Raw genomic sequence first — 19,896 nt, 5'->3', positions numbered from 1 at the left:
CTTCGACAACAGGGACCATTATGGTCCCTGTGTTACTTCAGGCGCGCCATATAGTGCGCATCGACCATCTCGCCTTGCCGCATGGCAAAGCCTTTCCCTGTTCCCTCGATTTCAAAGCCGAAATGGCGATAGAGCGCAATGGCGGCAGCATTGTCGGTGAAGACCGTTAGCTCCATGCGCGTCACCTGTAGCCAGTTGTCGCACAAATCGACCGCCGCGCCGAGCAGCGCTTTGCCGACGCCGCGGTTGCGACAGGTCTGATCGACGCCCATGCCCAGAGTCGCGCAGTGACGGCGGCGCGCGGTCGCAATGACGTCCAGCGTCAGTTGCCCAACCACTTTCTCTTCGATGCAGGCCACGAGTGAATGTCCCGCTGGGGAGAGGTTGCTTAGCCGCTCTTGCCATTTTTGCAGCGAAGGCAGCGGCAGGTGTAGCGTGTTCGCCATGGTGTCCGGCTGGCTGTAGATATGCATTAAGGCGGCGGCGTCTTCAGGTTTAACGTGACGCACTACAATTTCGCTCATCATCCCTCTCCTTTTGTCAGCGGGCAAACCCTTCCAGAGTTCAGGAAACGTTATTAATTATCAACCGAAAGATCGCAAAAACACTTTACAGACGAGAATGATAATGATTATTATTGCGATGCGTTTCGGGACGTCGCCAGACAAACCGGAAAGCACGACATTGCTCACATTGCTTCCAGTATTTCTTAGCCAGCCGCGTGCTGGCTTTTTTTTGCCCGTCGCCTTATTCAGCAAGGCTCATCATTCTGACCAAATCTTTTTCATTAATTTTGAACAGAGGCGTGAAGTTTTTCAGCTATCAATAGAGCCCGCTCAGGTTCAGACTGCTCTAAAACATTGAGGAGAACTGAACATGATCTATTTACGCAAAGCAGAAGAACGCGGTCACGCTAACCACGGCTGGCTGGAAAGCTGGCACACTTTCTCTTTCGCCAGCTACCATGACGCCAACTTTATGGGCTTCTCAGCGCTGCGCGTGATCAATGAGGATGTGGTCGCCGCAGGCCAGGGCTTTGGCACCCACCCGCATAAAAATATGGAAATCCTGACCTACGTGCTCTCCGGCACCGTTGAGCATCAGGACAGCATGGGCAATAAGGAGCAGATCCCGGCGGGCGAGTTCCAGATCATGAGCGCAGGCACCGGCGTGCGTCATTCGGAGTACAACGCCAGCAGCAGCGATCCGCTGCACCTGTATCAAATCTGGATTATCCCGGAGCGTACCGGCATTGAACCGCGCTACGATCAGCGCCGCTTCCCGGACGTGAAAGGACGCCAGTTTGTGCTGACGCCAGACGCGCGTGAAGGCTCGCTCAAGGTCTATCAGGATATGACGCTGTCGCGCTGGGTCTTCAGCGCCGGCGAAACAGAGAGCGTCAGCGTCGAAACGGGCCGCCGCGTCTGGATCCAGGTGGTAAAAGGCGAAATCCGCGTCAATGGCGAAACCGCACGCGCCAGCGATGCCTTCGCCGTCTGGGATGAGAGCAGTCTGACGATGGAGTCCAGCAGCGACGCTGAAGTTCTGCTGTTCGATCTGCCGCCGGTTTAAGCGGTGACGGGGCGCGCACTGTCGCGCCCTGCTTACAATTCTCCGCCGGAATAGTGATAGACTCGTCGTAATTGTGACCCTGGGCACCTACGATGAAGAAGAAAAGACCGGTATTACAGGACGTTGCCGATCGTGTCGGCATCACGAAAATGACCGTCAGCCGCTACCTGCGTAACCCCGATCAGGTCTCGGCGGCGCTGCGTGATAAAATTGCCGTCGCGCTGGATGAACTGGGCTACATACCCAACCGCGCGCCGGATATGCTCTCCAACGCCACCAGCCGCGCCATTGGCGTGCTGCTGCCTTCGCTCACCAACCAGGTCTTCGCCGACGTTTTGCGCGGCATTGAGACCGTCACCGATGAGGCGGGCTATCAAACGCTGGTGGCCCACTTCGGCTATAGCCCGCAAAAAGAGGAGCGACAGCTGCGCTCGCTGCTGGGCTGGAACATCGACGGCGTGATTCTCACCGAACGCACGCATACTCCGGCCACCTTACGTATGCTGGAGATCGCGGGCATTCCGGTGATTGAGATGATGGACAGCGTATCGCCCTGCCTCGATATGGCGGTGGGATTCGATAACGTCGAAGCGGCGCGCCAGATGACGCACGCTATTCTCAGAAAGGGTCATCGGCATACCGTCTATCTCGGCGCGCGCCTGGATGAGCGTACGCTGCAAAAACAGCAGGGTTATGAAACGGCAATGCGTGAAGCCGGACTGGAGCCGCGCAGCGTAATGATGGAGGAGGCCTCTTCATTTAGCGCCGGCGGCATGCTGCTGTGCGAGGCGCAGCGCCGCTATCCTCTTACCGACAGTTTGTTTTGCACCAACGACGACCTGGCCGTCGGCGCCATGTTCGAATGTCAACGTCAGGGGCTGAAAGTGCCGTCGCAGATGGCGATTGCCGGTTTTCACGGCCATGATATTAGTCAGGTGGTGACGCCAAAACTGGCGACTGTCCTGACGCCGCGCGAACGCATGGGACGTGAAGCGGCCGCTATGCTGCTGGCGCGTATCAGCGGCGATCTCAGCGTTTCCGCGCCGCGGGATCTCGGTTTTGACATTTCCGAAGGCGGCAGCATCTGAATGTGACGTTTTTATGAGTCAGTTCACACTTTCGTGCTTTTCCGGTTAAACAGGGTTGCCAGCCTGTAATGGGCTTCACACAATGGCAACCAGCATTGTTATCGGTAACATTGGCAAATTTACCTGCCGGAGCAGAAAAATGACTACTCACTCTTCGTCGCATCATGTCTTTATTTTGATGGGCGTTTCAGGCAGCGGTAAATCCGTTGTCGCCAATCAGGTGTCTCATCAGTTGAATACCGCCTTTCTCGACGGCGATTTTCTCCACCCGCGCGCCAACATTATGAAAATGGCCGAAGGCCATCCGCTGGACGACAACGATCGCCAGCCGTGGCTCCAGGCGCTGAACGACGCCGCCTTCGCGATGCAGCGCACCCAGGCCATCTCCATTATCGTCTGCTCGGCGCTAAAAAAGCGTTACCGCGACATTCTGCGTCAGGGCAATGACAATCTGCGCTTTATCTATCTTAAAGGCGATTTCGACACTATCGAATCACGGCTGAAGGCGCGTAAAGGCCACTTCTTCAAACCGCAGATGCTGGTCACGCAGTTCGCCACTCTGGAAGAGCCAGGCGCTGACGAGCCGGACGTACTGACGGTCGATATTAATCATTCAGTGGATGAGGTTGTTGCGGCTACGGTTGCGGCTATCGGGGAAGCCATCAACAAGGGTTAGTCATGAGTACCGCAACGCTGGTGTTAACCGCAGCAGGCTCTGTCCTGCTGCTGCTTTTTTTGGTGATGAAAGCGCGCATGCATGCCTTTGTCGCGCTGATGCTGGTCTCGATTGGCGCGGGTCTCTGTTCGGGTATGCCGCTGGATAAGATCGCCGATACCATGCAGAAGGGCATGGGCGGAACGCTCGGCTTTCTGGCTATCGTGGTCGCGCTGGGCGCGATGTTCGGGAAAATCCTGCATGAAACAGGCGCGGTGGATCAGATCGCTATCCGCATGCTGAAAACCTTTGGCGAAAGCCGCGCGCACTACGCGATGGGCATTGCCGGTTTAATTTGCGCGCTGCCGCTGTTTTTTGAAGTGGCGGTGGTCTTGCTGATCAGCATCGCCTTCGCAGTGGCGCGCCGCACGCATGACAATCTGGTCAAACTGGTGATCCCGCTGTTTGCGGGCGTAGCGGCGTCGGCGGCCTTCCTGCTGCCTGGCCCGGCCCCGATGCTGCTTGCTTCGCAGATGCATGCCGACTTCGGCTGGATGATTCTGCTGGGCCTGTGCGCAGCGATCCCCGGTATGCTGGTCGCCGGTCCGCTGTTTGGCTCCCTGATTGCGCGTCGCGTGACCTTTAGCGCGCCGCCGGAGGATCATCAGCCGGACGTGGATGCGGCGAAGCTGCCGTCATTCGGCTTCAGCCTGGCGCTTATCCTGTTCCCGCTGCTGCTGGTGGGGCTGAAAACCATAGGCGCGCGCTTTACCGAGCCGGGTTCCTCTCTCTACCAGTGGCTGGAGTTTATCGGCCACCCCTTTACGGCGATTCTGCTCGCCTGCCTGGTGGCTATTTATGGTCTGGCTTACCGCCAGGGCATGGATAAAGAGAAGGTGATGCAGGTGTGCGGCAGCGCGCTACAGCCAGCGGGCATTATTCTGCTGGTGATTGGCGCGGGCGGCGTATTCAAGCAGGTGCTGGTGGATTCCGGCGTCGGTCCGGTACTGGGCCATGCGCTTACGGGCGCGGGCCTGCCGATCGCGCTGGCCTGTTTTATCCTGTCCGGCGCGGTGCGCGTGATTCAGGGTTCAGCGACGGTGGCCTGCCTGACCACGGTGGGGCTGGTGATGCCGGTGATTGAACCGCTGCACTACAGCGGCGCGCAGCTGGCGGCGCTGTCGATCTGCATCGGCGGCGGCTCGATTATCATCAGTCACGTTAACGACGCGGGCTTCTGGCTGTTTGGCCGTTTTACCGGCGCGACCGAAGGGGAAACGCTGAAGACCTGGACGCTGATGGAAACCATTCTGGGAACGACCGGCGCGATTGTCGGCATGATTGCCTTTACGCTGCTGTCGTAAATAACAGCCGTCACGCAGGCGTGACGGCTTTTTTATTACGCGTCAAAAAATTCCACTTTGCCGCCCGCCAAATGGTACATGCTGCCGACAATTTTGATCTTCTTCTGCTCTTCAAGCTGCTTTAGAACCGGGCTGTTTTTGCGAATATTTTCAATGGTCAGCTCCACGTTTTTGCGCGCGACCGCATCGACGAAATCGTAGTTGCTGCCGGTACGCTCGCCGCTGTAATCGGTCTTTTCAATCGCCGGTTTAATCTCATCCAGCAGACCTGTCAGATTGCCCAGCTCGGCGTTATCAATCGCGCCGCGCACCGCGCCACAGCGCGTGTGTCCCATCACCAGCACCACTTTGGCGCCGGCCACGGCACAGGCGAACTCCATGCTGCCGAGCATGTCGCGGTTGCTGATATTACCGGCGACGCGCGCGTTGAAGGTTTCGCCGATTCCAGCGTCCAGCACAATTTCAGCAGGCGCGCGTGAGTCGATGCAGCTCAGGATCACCGCCGCCGGATACTGACCGGCCAGACTCTTGCGCTTCTGCGCCAGATAATCGTGCTTTGCCGGGCGGTTTTCGCGGAAGCGCAAATTACCCTGTTTGAAATGGTTAATGACCGCCTCCGGCGTCATCGCATCGCGCTCTTCTTTACTGAGCGAAGCCGCGAACGAGACCGTCGGCACGACCAGCGTACCGACGCCGGTGACCGACAGGGCGGAAACAGCCAGCGTCTTTTTCAGGATGGCGCGGCGTGAGGGCTGAGTAAGTTGGTTATCTTTCATCGTATGGTCCTGGTGTAAAGTCACTTATAACCGCGCGATGATACGCAGCCAAAAGTTAATCAATACAAAACCATACTAATCAAAGGGCTATTGATCCGGCCGGACTTTGCGCTACATCATAATTTCAGATAGACGCGAATGCCGTCGAGAAACATCTGCGTCGCCAGCATAATCAAAATCAGTCCCATCAGACGCTCCAGCGCATTGACCCCTTTATCTCCCAGCAGCCGCAAAAACAGCCCGGAGAGCAGCAGGATGGTGACCGTTACTCCCCAGGCGATCAGCAGCGCCCCGACCAGATGGCCCATCTGGTTAGGATACTGATGCGACAGCAGCATCAGCGTGGCCAGCAGCGACGGGCCTGCCACCAGCGGGATCGCCAGCGGCACCAGGAACGGCTCTTCGCCCGCCGGCAATCCGCTGGTGCTGCTTTCCCCCGACGGGAAAATCATCCGGATGGCGATAAGGAACAGGATTACGCCGCCGGAAATGGATACCGTTTCGGTACGCAGGTTAAGAAAGGTCAGAATGCGTTCGCCCGCGAACAAAAACAGCAGCATCAGCACCAGCGCGATCAGTAGCTCGCGGATGAGAACCGCACGGCGACGCTTCGGCTCCAGATGCTTTAGCACCGACATAAAAATCGGCAGGTTGCCGAGCGGATCCATAATAAGCAGCAGTAAAATGGTCGCAGAAATCATTTCGGTCATCTGTTTCAGGGTATCCCATGCATTCGCGCGCAGGTTATTAGCTGCGCTGCTGAAAAAGTTGGCGCAATCGAATTAATTCACTTGCCAGAAGTGCAGCATTTTGTAGAGTTGTTGGTCACAGGTAAATCCATTTATGACGCAGAGCGGCGGGAATATTCCATTTCGCTCTTCCCTTCGGTAAGCAGGTCAGCTGTTATCGCTGACTGAGACGGACAGAAAATGAAGAATGTAGGTTTTATTGGTTGGCGCGGTATGGTCGGCTCCGTGCTGATGTCGCGCATGAGCGAAGAGCGTGATTTTGACGTCATCAATCCGGTCTTCTTCTCTACCTCGCAGCTGGGACAGGCCGCGCCGACGTTTGGCGGCAAGTCGAGCGGCGCGTTGCAGGATGCATTTGATATTGAGGCGCTGAAGGCGCTCGATATTATCATCACCTGTCAGGGTGGCGATTACACCAGTGAAGTCTATCCGAAGCTGCGTGAAAGCGGCTGGCAGGGCTACTGGATTGATGCGGCCTCTACGCTGCGCATGAAAGACGATGCCATCATTATTCTCGATCCGGTCAACCACCAGGTGATCCGCCAGGGTCTCGACAAAGGCATCAAAACCTTCGTCGGCGGCAACTGCACCGTTAGCCTGATGCTGATGTCGCTGGGCGGACTGTTCGCTCAGGATCTGGTGGAGTGGGCCTCCGTCGCCACCTACCAGGCGGCCTCAGGCGGCGGCGCGCGCCATATGCGTGAGCTGCTGACGCAAATGGGCATGCTGCACAACCATGTCGCGCCCGCCTTGCAGGATCCGGCTTCCGCCATTCTCGACATCGAACGCAGCGTTACCGAGCTGACCCGCTCCGGCACGCTGCCGACCGACAACTTTGGCGTGCCGCTGGCGGGCAGTCTGATCCCGTGGATCGACAAGCAGCTCGACAACGGGCAGAGCCGCGAAGAGTGGAAAGGCCAGGCGGAAACCAACAAAATTCTCGGCACGCAGAAAACCATCCCGGTTGACGGCCTGTGCGTGCGCGTCGGCGCGCTGCGCTGCCACAGCCAGGCGTTTACCCTGAAGCTGAAAAAAGACGTGCCGCTGTCTGAGATCGAGCAGCTGCTGGCGTCGCACAACGAATGGGTGAAGGTCGTGCCTAACGATCGCGAGCTGACCATGCGCGAACTGACGCCTGCGGCCGTGACCGGCACGCTGACAACGCCGGTAGGGCGTCTGCGCAAGCTGAACATGGGTCCAGAGTATCTCTCTGCCTTTACGGTCGGCGACCAGCTGTTATGGGGCGCGGCGGAGCCGCTGCGTCGCATGCTGCGACTATTAGTCGACTAAGATAATAAAACGAAGCGAGGCCGGGATTTCCCGGCCTTTTGCATGATTATTCTGAAATAAGTCAAACAACTTACCCTCTGTAAGTGATCGGCTTCCGTTTTTTACGTCCCCACCGATAATTTTTCGCTTTCTGCCCCTGGCAACTTGCAAGCCCAAGCTATGATTTAACAATGATGTGCCGGTTGTTGACTGTTTTGCATTACGCACTGAATGGTTGTTGTACACGGCAAAGATAATTTCCCACGGAGCGGTTTCCTCTCTCTGCCGTTGTACGCATGGCTCAATGAAGAGCAGCGCACCTGATGCGCGGTAAACGCCGCGTCCATTTCGCCTGCCAAATAATCACAGGAAACAAGTCATGTCAGAGCTTCCCGATCGCCAGGCGATCAATGCCCTGTTCGCGGGTAATTATGCCGATCCTTTTTCGTTACTGGGGATGCACCAGACAGCCAACGGGCTGGAAGTCAGGGCGCTACTGCCCGACGCCTCAGAAGTCTGGGTGATTGAAACCAATACCGGACGTAAAGTCGCCCAGTTGAAATGCCTCGACTCGCGCGGTTTTTTCAGCGCCGTGGTGCCGCGCCGCAAAAACATGTTTCGCTATCAGCTGGCGGTAAACTGGCACGGCCAGCAGAACCTGATCGATGACGCCTACCGCTTCGGCCCGCTGTTGCAGGAGATGGACGCCTGGCTGCTGGCGGAGGGAACGCATCTCCGTCCGTATGAAACCCTGGGCGCGCATGGCGCGCTTATCGACGACGTACACGGCACGCGTTTTAGCGTCTGGGCGCCTAATGCACAGCGCGTCTCCGTGGTAGGAGACTTTAACTTCTGGGACGGCCGCCGCCATCCGATGCGCTTCCGCCGCGAAATGGGCATCTGGGAGCTGTTTGTGCCCGGTGCGTTTAACGGCCAGCTCTATAAGTTTGAGATTGTTGATAACAGCGGCCGCCTGCGTATCAAAGCCGACCCTTACGCGTTCGAGGCGCAAATGCGTCCGCAAACCGCGTCGATGATCTGCGGCCTGCCGCCTGTGGTAGAGATGAGCGAAGAGCGCAAAGCCCGTAATGAATTTGACGCGCCCATTTCTATCTATGAAGTGCATCTCGGCTCCTGGCGTCGCCATACCGAGAATAACTTCTGGCTCAGCTACAAAGAGCTGGCGGAGCAGCTGGTGCCCTATGTGAAAGAGATGGGCTTTACCCATATCGAGCTGCTGCCTATCAATGAGCATCCGTTTGACGGGAGCTGGGGCTACCAGCCGCTCGGCATGTATGCGCCGACGCGCCGCTTCGGCACGCGCGACGAGTTCCGCTATTTTATCAACGCCGCGCATGAGGCGGGGCTTAATGTGCTGCTCGACTGGGTGCCGGGCCACTTCCCCAGCGACGATTTCGGCCTGGCGAAATTCGATGGCACCGAACTCTATGAGCACAGCGATCCGCGCGAAGGCTTCCATCAGGACTGGAACACCCTGATCTATAACTTTGGCCGCCGTGAAGTGAGCAACTATCTGGCGGGCAACGCCCTTTACTGGCTGGAGCGCTACGGCATTGATGGGCTGCGCGTCGATGCGGTGGCATCGATGATCTATCGCGACTACAGCCGCGCCGAAGGCGAATGGGTGCCGAACCACTATGGCGGCCGGGAAAATCTCGAAGCCATCGCCTTTTTACGCTATACCAACCGCACGCTGGGGCGCGCGGCGCCCGGCACCGTTACCATCGCTGAAGAATCCACTGATTTTGACGGCGTGTCGCGTCCGCCGGAATCGGGCGGTCTTGGCTTCTGGTACAAATGGAATCTGGGCTGGATGCACGACACCCTTGATTACATGAAGCTCGATCCGGTGTACCGCAGCCATCATCACGATCTGATGAGCTTTGGCATGATGTACAACTACACCGAGAACTTCGTGCTGCCGCTTTCCCACGACGAGGTGGTGCACGGCAAAAAATCCATTCTCGATCGTATGCCGGGCGACGCCTGGCAGAAGTTCGCCAACCTGCGCGCCTATTACGGCTGGATGTGGGCTTTCCCGGGCAAAAAACTGCTGTTTATGGGCGGCGAGTTCGCCCAGGGCAAAGAGTGGAACCACGACGTCAGCCTCGACTGGCATCTGCTGGAGGGAGCCGATAACTGGCATCACGGCGTACAGCGTCTGGTCCGCGACCTTAATCATACCTATCGCCACTACGCGCCGCTGCATCAGCTGGATTTCGACCCGGCAGGTTTTGAGTGGCTGGTGGTCGACGATCGCGACAACTCGGTGTTTGTGTTTGTGCGCCGCGATCGCGACGGCAACGAGATTATCGTGGCCAGCAACTTTACGCCGGTGCCGCGCCATCACTACCGCTTCGGCGTCAACCAGGCGGGGCGCTGGCGCGAAGTGATCAATACCGATCAGCACAGCTATCACGGCAGCGACACGCGCAATCCGGTGGTGCATACCGATGAGATCCCCAGCCATAACCGGCCGCAGTCACTGTCGCTGACGCTGCCGCCGCTCTCAACGCTGTGGCTGGTGAAGGAGGCGGAATGACGCTGCTTCCGGGACGTGCTGAGCCGCCAGGCGCCAGTTACGACGGCAAGGGCGTAAATTTTACGCTCTTCTCCCGGCATGCCGAGCGCGTAGAGCTGTGTCTGTTTAACGAGGGCGAAGAGCGTCGTGTCGATCTCCCGGCGCGAACCGGCGATGTCTGGCACGGCTATGCCGCGGCGCTAAAGCCGGGTCAGCGCTACGGTTTTCGCGTGCATGGTCCCTGGGAGCCGGCGCGCGGCCACCGCTTTAACCCGGCGAAGCTGCTGGTCGATCCCTGCGCCCGCGCGGTTGAGGGCGACGTGCCGGACGACGCGCGTATGTATGGCGGCATCGATCACCCCGATACGCAGGACAATGCCGCCGTTGCGCCTAAATCGCAGGTGGCGGCGGAGGACTTCGACTGGGAAGGCGATGTCGCGCCGCGCACGCCCTGGGGCAACACGGTGATTTATGAAGCGCACGTCCGGGGATTAACCCAGCGACATCCGGAAATTCCGGAATCGCTGCGCGGGACTTACGCTGCGCTTGGCCATCCTGTTATGGTGAATTACCTGCGTCATCTTGGCATTACCGCGCTGGAACTGCTGCCCATCGCGCATTTTGCCAGCGAGCCGCGCCTGCAACGGCTGGGCCTGAGCAACTACTGGGGCTATAACCCGTTTGCGCTCTGGGCGGTCGACCCGCGCTACGCCTCCGGAGAAAAGGGGGCGACGCCGCTACAGGAGTTTCAGCAGGCGGTGAAAAATCTGCACGCGGCGGGCATTGAAGTGCTGCTGGACGTGGTGTTCAACCACACCGCCGAGCTGGAGGAGATCGGCCCGACGCTGTCGCTGCGCGGCGTGGATAATGCCAGCTATTACTGGCTGAACGAGCAGGGCGAATACCAGAACTGGACCGGCTGCGGCAATACGCTCAACCTCAGCGATCCGCAGGTCATGAACTGGATGCTGGAGGCGCTGCGCTACTGGGTGCGCGTCTGCCACGTCGACGGCTTTCGCTTCGATCTGGCGACGGTGCTGGGGCGCACGCCGGCGTTTTCAGCGCACGCGCCGCTGTTTGAGGCCATCAAAGCCTGTCCGCTGCTCTCATCGGTCAAGCTGATTGCCGAACCCTGGGACATCGGTCCCGGTGGTTATCAGGTCGGCAACTATCCGCCGCTGTTCGCCGAGTGGAACGACCATTTTCGCGACGATATGCGGCGTTTCTGGCTGCATCGCGAGGTCAGCAATGGCGCATTCGCGCGCCGCTTTGCGGCGTCCAGCGACCTGTTTCAGCGCCATGAGAGGCTGCCGCATGCCGCGGTTAATCTGATAACGGCCCATGACGGCTTTACGCTGTGCGATTTGTTGAGCTTTAACCATAAGCACAACCAGGCCAACGGCGAAGACAACCGCGACGGCAGCAACAGCAACTTTAGCCATAACCACGGCGTCGAGGGGCTGCACGCCAGCTTCGACGTTATTGAACGCCGTCGCCGCAGCGCACATGCGCTGTTAACCACGCTGCTGCTGGCGCAGGGCACGCCGATGCTGCTCGCCGGCGACGAACGCGGCCACAGCCAGCATGGCAACAACAACGCCTATTGCCAGGACAATGCGCTGACCTGGCTCGACTGGCGGGAAGAAGAGAGCAGTCTGGTGGATTTTACCGCCGCCCTGATCCGTTTACGTCAGCAGATCCCGGCGCTAACCGCCGATCGCTGGTGGCAAGAGGGGGACGGTAATGTGCAGTGGCTCAATGCCAGCGGCAAGCCATTGCAGCGAGAGGAGTGGGAGCAGAAGGCGCACAGAATGCAGATTCTGCTCTCCGGCCGCTGGTTAATAACAATTAACGCCACGGACTCGGTGAGTGACATCGCCTTACCAGACGGAGAATGGCGTGCCGTTCCTCCTTTCGCCGGGGATGACAACCCCATTTTGTCGACTGTCTGGCATGGTCCCGCACACGATGTGTGCGTGTTCCAAAAGCAATCATAAGGAGTCAGACATGGTTAAGTTAGACAGAACTGAACACCTGATGCTGGCCCGCCAGCTCCCTACACAGACGGTTGCGCTGATCCTCGCCGGGGGAAGAGGCACGCGCCTGAAAGACCTGACGGCGAAACGCGCCAAACCGGCCGTGCACTTCGGCGGTAAGTTTCGCATTATCGATTTTGCCCTCTCTAACTGTATTAATTCCGGTATCCGCCGCATCGGCGTGATTACGCAGTACCAGTCGCATACGCTAACGCAGCACGTTCAGCGCGGCTGGTCTATCTTCAACGAGGAGATGAACGAATTTGTTGATTTACTGCCGGCTCAGCAGCGTACCTCAACAGAACAATGGTATCGCGGCACTGCCGACGCCGTAACCCAGAACCTCGACATTATTCGCCGCTATCAGGCGCAGTACATCGTGATTCTGGCCGGGGACCATATTTATAAGATGGACTATTCGCGCATGCTGCTCGACCACGTCGATGCGAACGCCAGGTGCACCATTGCCTGCCTGCCCGTGCCGATCCATGAGGCGACCGCGTTTGGCGTGATGGCTGTGAATGAACAAAACAGAGTCGTCGACTTTGTCGAGAAGCCGCCGCAGCCGCCAGCCATGCCTGGCGATGACACTAAAGCGCTCGCCAGTATGGGGATCTACGTGTTTAACGCTGATTATCTGTATCAGTTGCTGGAAGAAGATCTTCAGGAACCTGGGTCCAACCATGACTTCGGCAAAGATATTCTGCCGAAGGTGGTGGCGAGCGGGGAAGGCTACGCCCACTCGTTTACGCTCTCCTGCGTGCAGCATGATGAAAATTCGCCGCCCTACTGGCGCGATGTAGGGACGCTGGAGGCTTACTGGCGGGCTAACCTCGATCTCGCCTCGGTGATGCCAGAACTGGATATGTATGACCATACCTGGCCAATCCGTACGCATATGGAGCCGCTACCGCCCGCAAAATTTGTGCAGGATCGTTCAGGCAGCCACGGCATGACAATGAACTCGCTGATTTCGGGCGGTTCCATTATTTCCGGTTCGGTCGTCGTTAATTCTGTGCTGTTTCCACGCGTGCGCATTAACTCCTTTTGCAATATAGATTCTGCCGTTCTGCTGCCCGACGTGGTGCTGGGACGGTCTTGCCGCCTGCGCAACTGCGTGATTGACCGCGCCTGCGTGCTGCCGGACGGTATGGTAATAGGAGAAAATCCCGACGAGGACAGCCGCCGGTTTTACCGTTCAGAAGAGGGTATCGTTCTGGTCACACGCGCCATGCTTGCCAGGCTGGCCAGCGCGTAGCCCAGCGATAAAAAGCACCATATTATCGACGCGAGGATCGCGCCCGATCACAAATTAAGAGGCCGAGGATGCAGGTTTTACATGTCTGTTCAGAACTATTTCCGCTGCTTAAAACCGGCGGGTTGGCTGATGTTGTTGGGGCATTGCCGCAGGCGCAGATTGCAGATGGAACGGATACGCGGGTGCTGCTGCCCGCTTTTCCGGATCTGCGCAAAGGGATTCCCGAAACGGAAGTCGTCGCCGAGTTGCAGACCTTTGCCGGTCCGACGCGGCTGCTGTTTGGCCATTTCAACGGCGTCGGCATCTATCTGATCGACGTGCCGGAGCTGTACGACCGCCCCGGCAGCCCGTATCACGATACGTCGCAGTTCGCCTATGTGGACAACTATCTGCGCTTTGCTCTGCTTGGCTGGATGGGATGTGAAATCGCCTGTGGACTGGATACGTACTGGCAGCCTGACATTGTGCACGCGCACGACTGGCATGCCGGTTTGACCTGCGCCTATCTTGAGGCGCGCGGGCGTCCGGCAAAGTCGGTGTTTACCGTACACAACCTGGCCTATCAGGGACTGTTCAACGCCCGTCATCTGGACGAAATCGCGCTGCCGAGGTCGTTCTTCGATATGCACGGGCTGGAGTTCTATGGACAGATATCCTACCTCAAGGCCGGTCTCTTTTACGCCGATCATGTTACCGCCGTGAGTCCGACCTATGCGCATGAGATCACCCGTCCAGAGTTCGGCTATGGCATGGAGTCGCTGCTGGAGCAGCGGCTGCGCGAAGGCCGTCTGAGCGGCATTCTGAACGGCGTCGATCCCGGCATCTGGGACCCGGCGCACGACCTGTTGCTCAGCGCGCGCTATAACCGCGACACGCTGGAAGCGAAGGCGGAAAACAAGCGTCAGTTGCAGATCGCAATGGGGCTGAAGGTGGATGACAGCGTGCCGGTCTTCGCCGTGATCAGCCGCCTGACGCGGCAGAAAGGGCTGGATCTGGTGCTGGAGGCGTTGCCTGGCCTGCTGGCGCAGGGCGGTCAGCTGGTGCTGCTTGGGCAGGGCGATGCCGAATTGCAGCAGGGCTTTCTGGCGGCGGCGGCAGAGCATCCGGGCAGCGTCGGGGTGCAAATTGGCTACCATGAAGCTTTCTCGCACCGCATCGTCGGCGGCGCGGACGTCATTATGGTGCCAAGCCGTTTTGAGCCGTGCGGCCTGACGCAGCTCTACGGACTGAAATATGGCACTCTGCCGCTGGTGAGGCGCACGGGCGGCCTGGCCGATACGGTGAACGACAGTTCGCTGGAGAATCTCGCCGACGGCATCGCCAGCGGATTTAGCTTTGAAGACAGTAATGCGTGGTCGCTGCTGCGGGCGATTCGACGCGCTTTTGTTCTCTGGTCGCGGCCTTCACTCTGGCGCTACGTGCAGCGGCAGGCGATGGGGATGGATTTTAGCTGGCAGGTAGCCGCTCAGGCTTATCGCGATCTTTATCAACGTTTGCTGTAACGAGACTGGGATAACTGACATGAATGCTCCTTTCACCTACACCTCGCCGACCCTGACGGTCGAAGCGTTGAAACACTCGATTGCCTATAAGCTGATGTTTACCATCGGCAAAGATCCTTCTGTGGCTAATCAGCATGACTGGCTCAACGCCTCGCTGCTGGCGGTGCGCGACCGTATGGTTGAGCGCTGGCTGCGTTCCAGTCGCGCGCAGCTTTCGCAGGATGTTCGCCAGGTCTACTACCTGTCTATGGAGTTTCTGCTGGGCCGGACGTTAGGCAACGCGCTGCTGGCGATGGGCATTTATGACGATCTCAATCAGGCGCTGGATGAGATGGGGCTGAATCTTGCCGACCTTATGGAGGAAGAGAACGATCCCGGTCTCGGCAACGGGGGGCTGGGACGGTTAGCCGCCTGCTTCCTGGATTCGCTTGCCACGCTGGGGCTGCCGGGACGAGGCTACGGCATCCGCTACGACTACGGCATGTTCAAACAGAACATCATCGACGGCGAACAGAAAGAGTCGCCGGACTACTGGCTGGAGTACGGCAACCCCTGGGAGTTTCAGCGTTACAACACCCGTTACAAAGTGCGTTTCGGCGGCCGCATTCAGCATGAAGGGGCGAAGGTGCGCTGGCTGGAGACCGAAGAGATTGTGGCAATGGCCTACGATCAAATCATCCCTGGCTTTGACACCGACGCTACCAATACGCTGCGGCTATGGGGCGCGCAGGCGAGTAACGAAATTAATCTGGGTAAATTCAATCAGGGCGATTACTTCGCAGCGGTTGAAGATAAAAACCACTCAGAGAACGTATCGCGCGTGCTCTATCCCGACGACTCGACCTACTCCGGGCGCGAGTTGCGTCTGCGCCAGGAGTACTTCCTGGTGTCGGCTACGGTGCAGGACATTCTCAGCCGTCACTGGCAGATGCATAAAACCTGGAGCAACCTGGCGGATAAAATCGCGATTCATCTCAACGATACCCATCCGGTGCTGGCGATTCCGGAGCTGATGCGTCTGCTGATCGACGAGCACAAATTTAGCTGGGACGATGCGTTTGAAGTGACCTGTCAGGTATTCTCCTACACCAACCACACGCTGATGAGCGAGGCGCTGGAGACCTGGCCGGTAGAGATGATCGGCAAAATCCTGCCGCGCCATCTCGGCATCATTTTCGAGATCAACGACTACTTCCTGAAGACCATTCAGGAGTATTACCCGGACGACTGGGATCTGCTGTCGCGCATCTCTATTATTGATGAGAACAATGGCCGCCGCATTCGCATGGCGTGGCTGGCGGTGGTGGTCAGCCATAAGGTCAACGGCGTTTCCGAGCTGCACTCCAACCTGATGGTGCAGTCGTTGTTTGCCGATTTCGCCCGCCTGTTCCCTGGCCGTTTCTGCAACAAGACCAACGGCGTAACGCCACGTCGCTGGCTGGCGCTGGCTAACCCTGCGCTGTCAGAGCTGCTGGACGAGGAAATTGGCCGCACCTGGCGCACCGATCTCAGCCAGCTTTCTGAACTGAACCAGCAGATCGATTATCCCGCCTTTATTGAAAAAGTGGCTGACGCCAAGTTTGATAACAAGCGTCGTCTGGCCGACTGGGTGGCGAAGAATCTGGATATTGTGCTGGACCCCAACGCGCTGTTTGACGTGCAGATCAAGCGTATCCACGAGTACAAACGCCAGCTGCTGAACGTGCTGCACGTTATTACGCGCTATAACCGCATCAAGGCCGATCCCACCGCCGACTGGGTGCCGCGCGTCAATATTTTCGCTGGTAAAGCGGCCTCGGCCTACTACACGGCCAAGCATATTATTCACCTGATCAACGACGTGGCGAGCGTGATCAATAACGATCCGCAGGTGAAGAACAAGTTGAAGGTGGTGTTTATTCCCAACTACAGCGTCAGCCTTGCGCAGATCATTATTCCGGCGGCGGATCTTTCCGAGCAGATCTCTACGGCGGGCACCGAGGCGTCCGGCACCAGTAATATGAAATTCGCCCTTAACGGCGCGCTGACGATTGGCACGCTGGACGGCGCCAATGTCGAGATGCTGGAGCATGTTGGCGAGGAAAATATCTTTATTTTCGGCAACACGACGCCGCAGGTCGAAGCGCTGCGCAGCGGCGGCTACAACCCGCGTAAATATTACGAAGAGGACGCTGAGCTGCATCAGGTGCTGACGCAGATCGCTTCCGGGGTGTTCAGCCCGCAGGAGCCGGGCCGCTACCGCAATCTGTTCGACGCGCTGGTGAATTTTGGCGACCACTATCAGCTTCTGGCGGATTATCGCAGCTATGTAGACACCCAGGATAAGGTAGACGATCTGTACCGCAGGCCGGAAGAGTGGCAGCGCCGGGCGGCGTTAAATATTGCCAATATGGGGTATTTCTCGTCCGACCGGACAATTCAGGAGTATGCGGACGAGATTTGGCATATCAAGCCGGTGCGGTTGTAGCGGGAAGGGCGGGTTTCGCTTTTTGCCTGCTGCGCAGGCGGCGCTGAGCGGGTTCGGTTGTTTGCCTGCTGCGCAGGTGGCGCCGAGCAGGTTTCGTTGTTTGCCTGCTGCGCAGGCGACGCTGAGCAGGTTTCGTTCGCCGGACAGCGTAGCAGTTTCATTTCGCCCGCTGCGGGCGACCGGGCAGGGCCGGTAAGCGCCGGCCCTGCACCCGCGCTCCGGGCCAGCCCATCCGCCCGCTGCGCGGGTGCCTTCGCTGCGTCAGGATTTCTGCCAGACCGCGCAGGACAGGCCGTCCTGGCCTGGCCCGCGCTTTCGGCGACGTCCTGTCGCCTCATGCTGAAATCCTTTCTCCGCTCAGCGAATGGGATGGCCCCCCAAAACCTCGCTGTGAGTTTTTTATCTCAGTGAGCGGCGTCACTGCTGCAAGCGCGAACCATGCGTTCAGCCAACACATCCGTTAATAAGAAAAAAGAGGACTCACAGGCGGGGCAGTGCCAGAGGCATCCGACACGCTGAGGCGCGCACGGCGGCCAGGACGAGCCGACAGGACGTCGGCGAGAGCGCGGCATGAGACAGGATGTCGAATCCGCGCGGTCCGTGGGGCCGACGTAAGCAACGAAGGGACCGCGCGGAGCGCGGCGTGGAGGCTGCCGGAAGCCGGGATTGTTAAGGGGCTGGCCAGCCCCTTAACACGCACGCCGGCAGCGCAGCTGCTGAAACTCCCTGACGCCTGGCGGGCGGAACCCGCTCAGAGCCGCCTGCGCAGCAGGCAAAAAGCGGAACCCGCTCAGAGCCGCCTGCGCAGCAGGTAAAAAGCGGAACCCGCTCAGAGTCACCTGCGCAGCAGGCGAAAAAAAACGGGGCCGAAGCCCCGTTTCTCATCTTTTAGCTGGCCAGCGACAGGCTGGGCTTCTGACCGTGCGTTGTCAGCCACTCCGCCACGCGCGCCTGCTGCGCCTCATTAAGCCACATTCCCTGCTTGGTACGACGCCAGATCGCATCATCAAGCTCGCGAACCCACTCGTTTTGTACCAGGTAACGCAGCTCCGCTTCATAGAAGTCATGACCAAAGTTTTCGCCCAGATCTTCAAGACGGGTCGCGCCTTCAAGCAGCGTTTCGGTGTTGCTGCCATAGGTGCGCGCATAATGGCGGGCCATACCTTCGGTAATAAACGGATAGCGACGACGCAGGCTGGCGGCGTAATCTTCACGCGTACCGGCGAAGTCACCGCCCGGCAGCACGCAGTTCTTCGTCCATGCCGGACCGGCATTGGGGAAGTATTTCACCAGCTTCTCAAGCGCATGTTCCGCCAGTTTACGATAGGTGGTCAGCTTGCCGCCGAAAACTGACAGCAGCGGCGTCTGGCCGTTGTCGTCATGAATGTCCAGCGTATAGTCACGGGTAATCGCCTGCGGTGAATCCGATTCGTCATCACACAGCGGACGGACACCGGAATAGGTCCAGACCACGTCGTTGCGCGCCAGCTGCTTTTTAAAGTGGCTGTTGTAAATCTTGAGCAAATAGTCGATCTCGCTCTCATCGATTTTCACGTCTTTCGGATCGCCTTTGTACTCCACGTCGGTGGTGCCGATGATAGAAAAATCATCCATCCACGGAATTACAAACACGATACGGTTATCTTCATTTTGCAGAATGTAGGACTGCTTCTCATTGTGGACGCGCGGCACCACAATATGGCTGCCTTTGATCAGGCGAATGCCGTAAGGCGATTTCAGCTTCAGGCCGTCGTCGAAGAACTGTTTCACCCACGGTCCGGCCGCGTTTACCAGCGCTTTTGCGCGCCAGGTGTAGGTTTTGCCGCTGTCGACATCTTCCGCTTCCACCATCCACAGGCCGTTTTCACGCCAGGCGCGGGTCACGCGGGTGCGGGTACGCACTTCGCCGCCACGCTTCTCTACTTCCTGCGCGTTCAGCACCACCAGTCGCGCATCGTCGACCCAGCAGTCTGAATATTCGAAACCGCGCGTGATCTCTGGTTTAAGGGCCGAATCCGCGCCAAAACGCAGGCTTTTACTGCCGGGCAGGCTGGTGCGCTTGCCGAGGTGATCGTATAAAAACAGACCGGTGCGGATCATCCACGCCGGGCGCAGATGGGGTCGATGCGGCAGACGAAAGCGCATCGGGAAAGCAATGTGCGGCGCCATCTTCAGTAAAACTTCGCGTTCCGCCAGGGCTTCGCTCACCAGGCGAAATTCGTAGTGTTCGAGGTAGCGCAGGCCGCCGTGAATCAGCTTTGAACTGGCAGAAGAGGTCGCGCAAGCCAGGTCCCGCGCCTCCAGCATCAGCACTGACAGGCCGCGTCCTGCAGCATCAGCTGCAATACCGGCACCGTTGATGCCGCCGCCGATCACGATCAGGTCTTTGGTTTCCACGTCATCTCCTCCGATGTTCGGAATAGTTCATTAATGTTCGTTTTCGAGCATAATGATAATCGTAAACCAACATTGATGCCAGTGTTTAACGTGTTAAAAACATTTTAGCGTGATGCAGCTAACATTCCTGTCGAGAAAAAAATACAAAGCCGGATTCTTTGTCAGGTTATTGACGCCTCGTATCGGGTTACACTAGGCAGTCATTGTGTCGTCGTAATGAG

Annotated in this window: 14 protein-coding genes; 10 read left to right on the top strand and 4 right to left on the bottom strand. The window is 58.2% G+C overall.

The window, feature by feature from the left end:
• Positions 1–32: 32 nt before the first annotated feature.
• On the bottom strand, positions 33–524 hold the full coding sequence (locus tag BBB56_RS09185) for a GNAT family N-acetyltransferase (RefSeq protein WP_123800778.1): 492 nt from the start codon (positions 522–524) through the stop codon (positions 33–35).
• A gap of 352 nt (positions 525–876) precedes the next feature.
• Between BBB56_RS09185 and BBB56_RS09175 the strand changes: the two genes are divergently transcribed.
• The 4 genes from BBB56_RS09175 (at position 877) to gntU (ending at position 4,679) form a co-directional block, all read left to right on the top strand.
• On the top strand, positions 877–1,572 hold the full coding sequence (locus tag BBB56_RS09175) for a pirin family protein (protein ID WP_123800652.1): 696 nt from the start codon (positions 877–879) through the stop codon (positions 1,570–1,572).
• A 92-nt stretch (positions 1,573–1,664) separates the two neighbouring features.
• Positions 1,665–2,660 carry a gluconate operon transcriptional repressor GntR gene (gene gntR, locus BBB56_RS09170; protein WP_123800651.1) on the top strand — a complete coding sequence of 332 codons (996 nt, stop codon included), beginning with the start codon at positions 1,665–1,667 and terminating at the stop codon, positions 2,658–2,660.
• A gap of 139 nt (positions 2,661–2,799) precedes the next feature.
• Positions 2,800–3,336 carry a gluconokinase gene (gntK, locus tag BBB56_RS09165; RefSeq protein WP_123800650.1) on the top strand — a complete coding sequence of 179 codons (537 nt, stop codon included), beginning with the start codon at positions 2,800–2,802 and terminating at the stop codon, positions 3,334–3,336.
• Positions 3,337–3,338: 2 nt separating this feature from the next.
• Positions 3,339–4,679 carry a gluconate transporter gene (gene gntU / locus BBB56_RS09160; RefSeq protein WP_123800649.1) on the top strand — a complete coding sequence of 447 codons (1,341 nt, stop codon included), beginning with the start codon at positions 3,339–3,341 and terminating at the stop codon, positions 4,677–4,679.
• A gap of 35 nt (positions 4,680–4,714) precedes the next feature.
• Here gntU and BBB56_RS09155 read toward each other — a convergent pair whose 3' ends face one another.
• Both BBB56_RS09155 and BBB56_RS09150 read right to left on the bottom strand, forming a co-directional pair.
• Positions 4,715–5,455: a carbonic anhydrase gene (locus BBB56_RS09155; RefSeq protein ID WP_123800648.1), complete on the bottom strand. Its 741-nt coding sequence runs from the start codon at positions 5,453–5,455 to the stop codon at positions 4,715–4,717.
• A gap of 116 nt (positions 5,456–5,571) precedes the next feature.
• Complete coding sequence (locus tag BBB56_RS09150) at positions 5,572–6,165, bottom strand: YhgN family NAAT transporter (protein WP_033792630.1); 594 nt, start codon at positions 6,163–6,165, stop codon at positions 5,572–5,574.
• 219 nt (positions 6,166–6,384) lie between these two features.
• Between BBB56_RS09150 and asd the strand changes: the two genes are divergently transcribed.
• From asd to glgP, 6 genes are all read left to right on the top strand, one after another.
• Positions 6,385–7,494 (top strand): aspartate-semialdehyde dehydrogenase, encoded by a 1,110-nt coding sequence (gene asd / locus BBB56_RS09145; RefSeq protein ID WP_123800647.1) that lies wholly within the window; start codon positions 6,385–6,387, stop codon positions 7,492–7,494.
• 358 nt (positions 7,495–7,852) lie between these two features.
• Positions 7,853–10,036, top strand: coding sequence for a 1,4-alpha-glucan branching enzyme (glgB, locus tag BBB56_RS09140; RefSeq protein ID WP_123800646.1), 2,184 nt, complete (start codon positions 7,853–7,855; stop codon positions 10,034–10,036).
• Entirely contained in the window at positions 10,033–12,012 is a 1,980-nt protein-coding gene (gene glgX, locus BBB56_RS09135; protein ID WP_123800645.1) for a glycogen debranching protein GlgX, read from the top strand. The genes glgB and glgX overlap by 4 nt, the downstream gene beginning before the upstream one ends.
• A 10-nt stretch (positions 12,013–12,022) precedes the next feature.
• The gene (glgC, locus tag BBB56_RS09130; RefSeq protein ID WP_123800644.1) at positions 12,023–13,309 is read left to right on the top strand and encodes a glucose-1-phosphate adenylyltransferase; all 1,287 of its coding nucleotides are present in this window, start codon (positions 12,023–12,025) and stop codon (positions 13,307–13,309) included.
• Positions 13,310–13,377: 68 nt separating this feature from the next.
• The gene (gene glgA / locus BBB56_RS09125; RefSeq protein WP_123800643.1) at positions 13,378–14,811 is read left to right on the top strand and encodes a glycogen synthase GlgA; all 1,434 of its coding nucleotides are present in this window, start codon (positions 13,378–13,380) and stop codon (positions 14,809–14,811) included.
• A 19-nt stretch (positions 14,812–14,830) separates the two neighbouring features.
• On the top strand, positions 14,831–17,278 hold the full coding sequence (gene glgP / locus BBB56_RS09120; protein WP_123800642.1) for a glycogen phosphorylase: 2,448 nt from the start codon (positions 14,831–14,833) through the stop codon (positions 17,276–17,278).
• 888 nt (positions 17,279–18,166) lie between these two features.
• On the opposite strand, the gene glpD is transcribed toward glgP, so the two are convergent.
• On the bottom strand, positions 18,167–19,675 hold the full coding sequence (gene glpD / locus BBB56_RS09115) for a glycerol-3-phosphate dehydrogenase (protein WP_123800641.1): 1,509 nt from the start codon (positions 19,673–19,675) through the stop codon (positions 18,167–18,169).
• Positions 19,676–19,896: the final 221 nt, after the last annotated feature.

This window comes from Candidatus Pantoea deserta (assembly GCF_003813865.1).
Taxonomy (GTDB): domain Bacteria; phylum Pseudomonadota; class Gammaproteobacteria; order Enterobacterales; family Enterobacteriaceae; genus Pantoea; species Pantoea deserta.
The sequence above is the reverse complement of the archived record's forward strand: the minus strand, read 5'-3'. Positions and strand labels throughout refer to the sequence as shown.

Bases quoted from the DNA above. Each gene is read 5' to 3' on its own strand.
- BBB56_RS09185 (WP_123800778.1), bottom strand. From the start codon at position 524: ATGAGCGAAATTGTAGTGCGTCACGTTAAACCTGAAGACGCCGCCGCC.
- BBB56_RS09175 (WP_123800652.1), top strand. From the start codon at position 877: ATGATCTATTTACGCAAAGCAGAAGAACGCGGTCACGCTAACCACGGC.
- gntR (WP_123800651.1), top strand. From the start codon at position 1,665: ATGAAGAAGAAAAGACCGGTATTACAGGACGTTGCCGATCGTGTCGGC.
- gntK (WP_123800650.1), top strand. From the start codon at position 2,800: ATGACTACTCACTCTTCGTCGCATCATGTCTTTATTTTGATGGGCGTT.
- gntU (WP_123800649.1), top strand. From the start codon at position 3,339: ATGAGTACCGCAACGCTGGTGTTAACCGCAGCAGGCTCTGTCCTGCTG.
- BBB56_RS09155 (WP_123800648.1), bottom strand. From the start codon at position 5,455: ATGAAAGATAACCAACTTACTCAGCCCTCACGCCGCGCCATCCTGAAA.
- BBB56_RS09150 (WP_033792630.1), bottom strand. From the start codon at position 6,165: ATGACCGAAATGATTTCTGCGACCATTTTACTGCTGCTTATTATGGAT.
- asd (WP_123800647.1), top strand. From the start codon at position 6,385: ATGAAGAATGTAGGTTTTATTGGTTGGCGCGGTATGGTCGGCTCCGTG.
- glgB (WP_123800646.1), top strand. From the start codon at position 7,853: ATGTCAGAGCTTCCCGATCGCCAGGCGATCAATGCCCTGTTCGCGGGT.
- glgX (WP_123800645.1), top strand. From the start codon at position 10,033: ATGACGCTGCTTCCGGGACGTGCTGAGCCGCCAGGCGCCAGTTACGAC.
- glgC (WP_123800644.1), top strand. From the start codon at position 12,023: ATGGTTAAGTTAGACAGAACTGAACACCTGATGCTGGCCCGCCAGCTC.
- glgA (WP_123800643.1), top strand. From the start codon at position 13,378: ATGCAGGTTTTACATGTCTGTTCAGAACTATTTCCGCTGCTTAAAACC.
- glgP (WP_123800642.1), top strand. From the start codon at position 14,831: ATGAATGCTCCTTTCACCTACACCTCGCCGACCCTGACGGTCGAAGCG.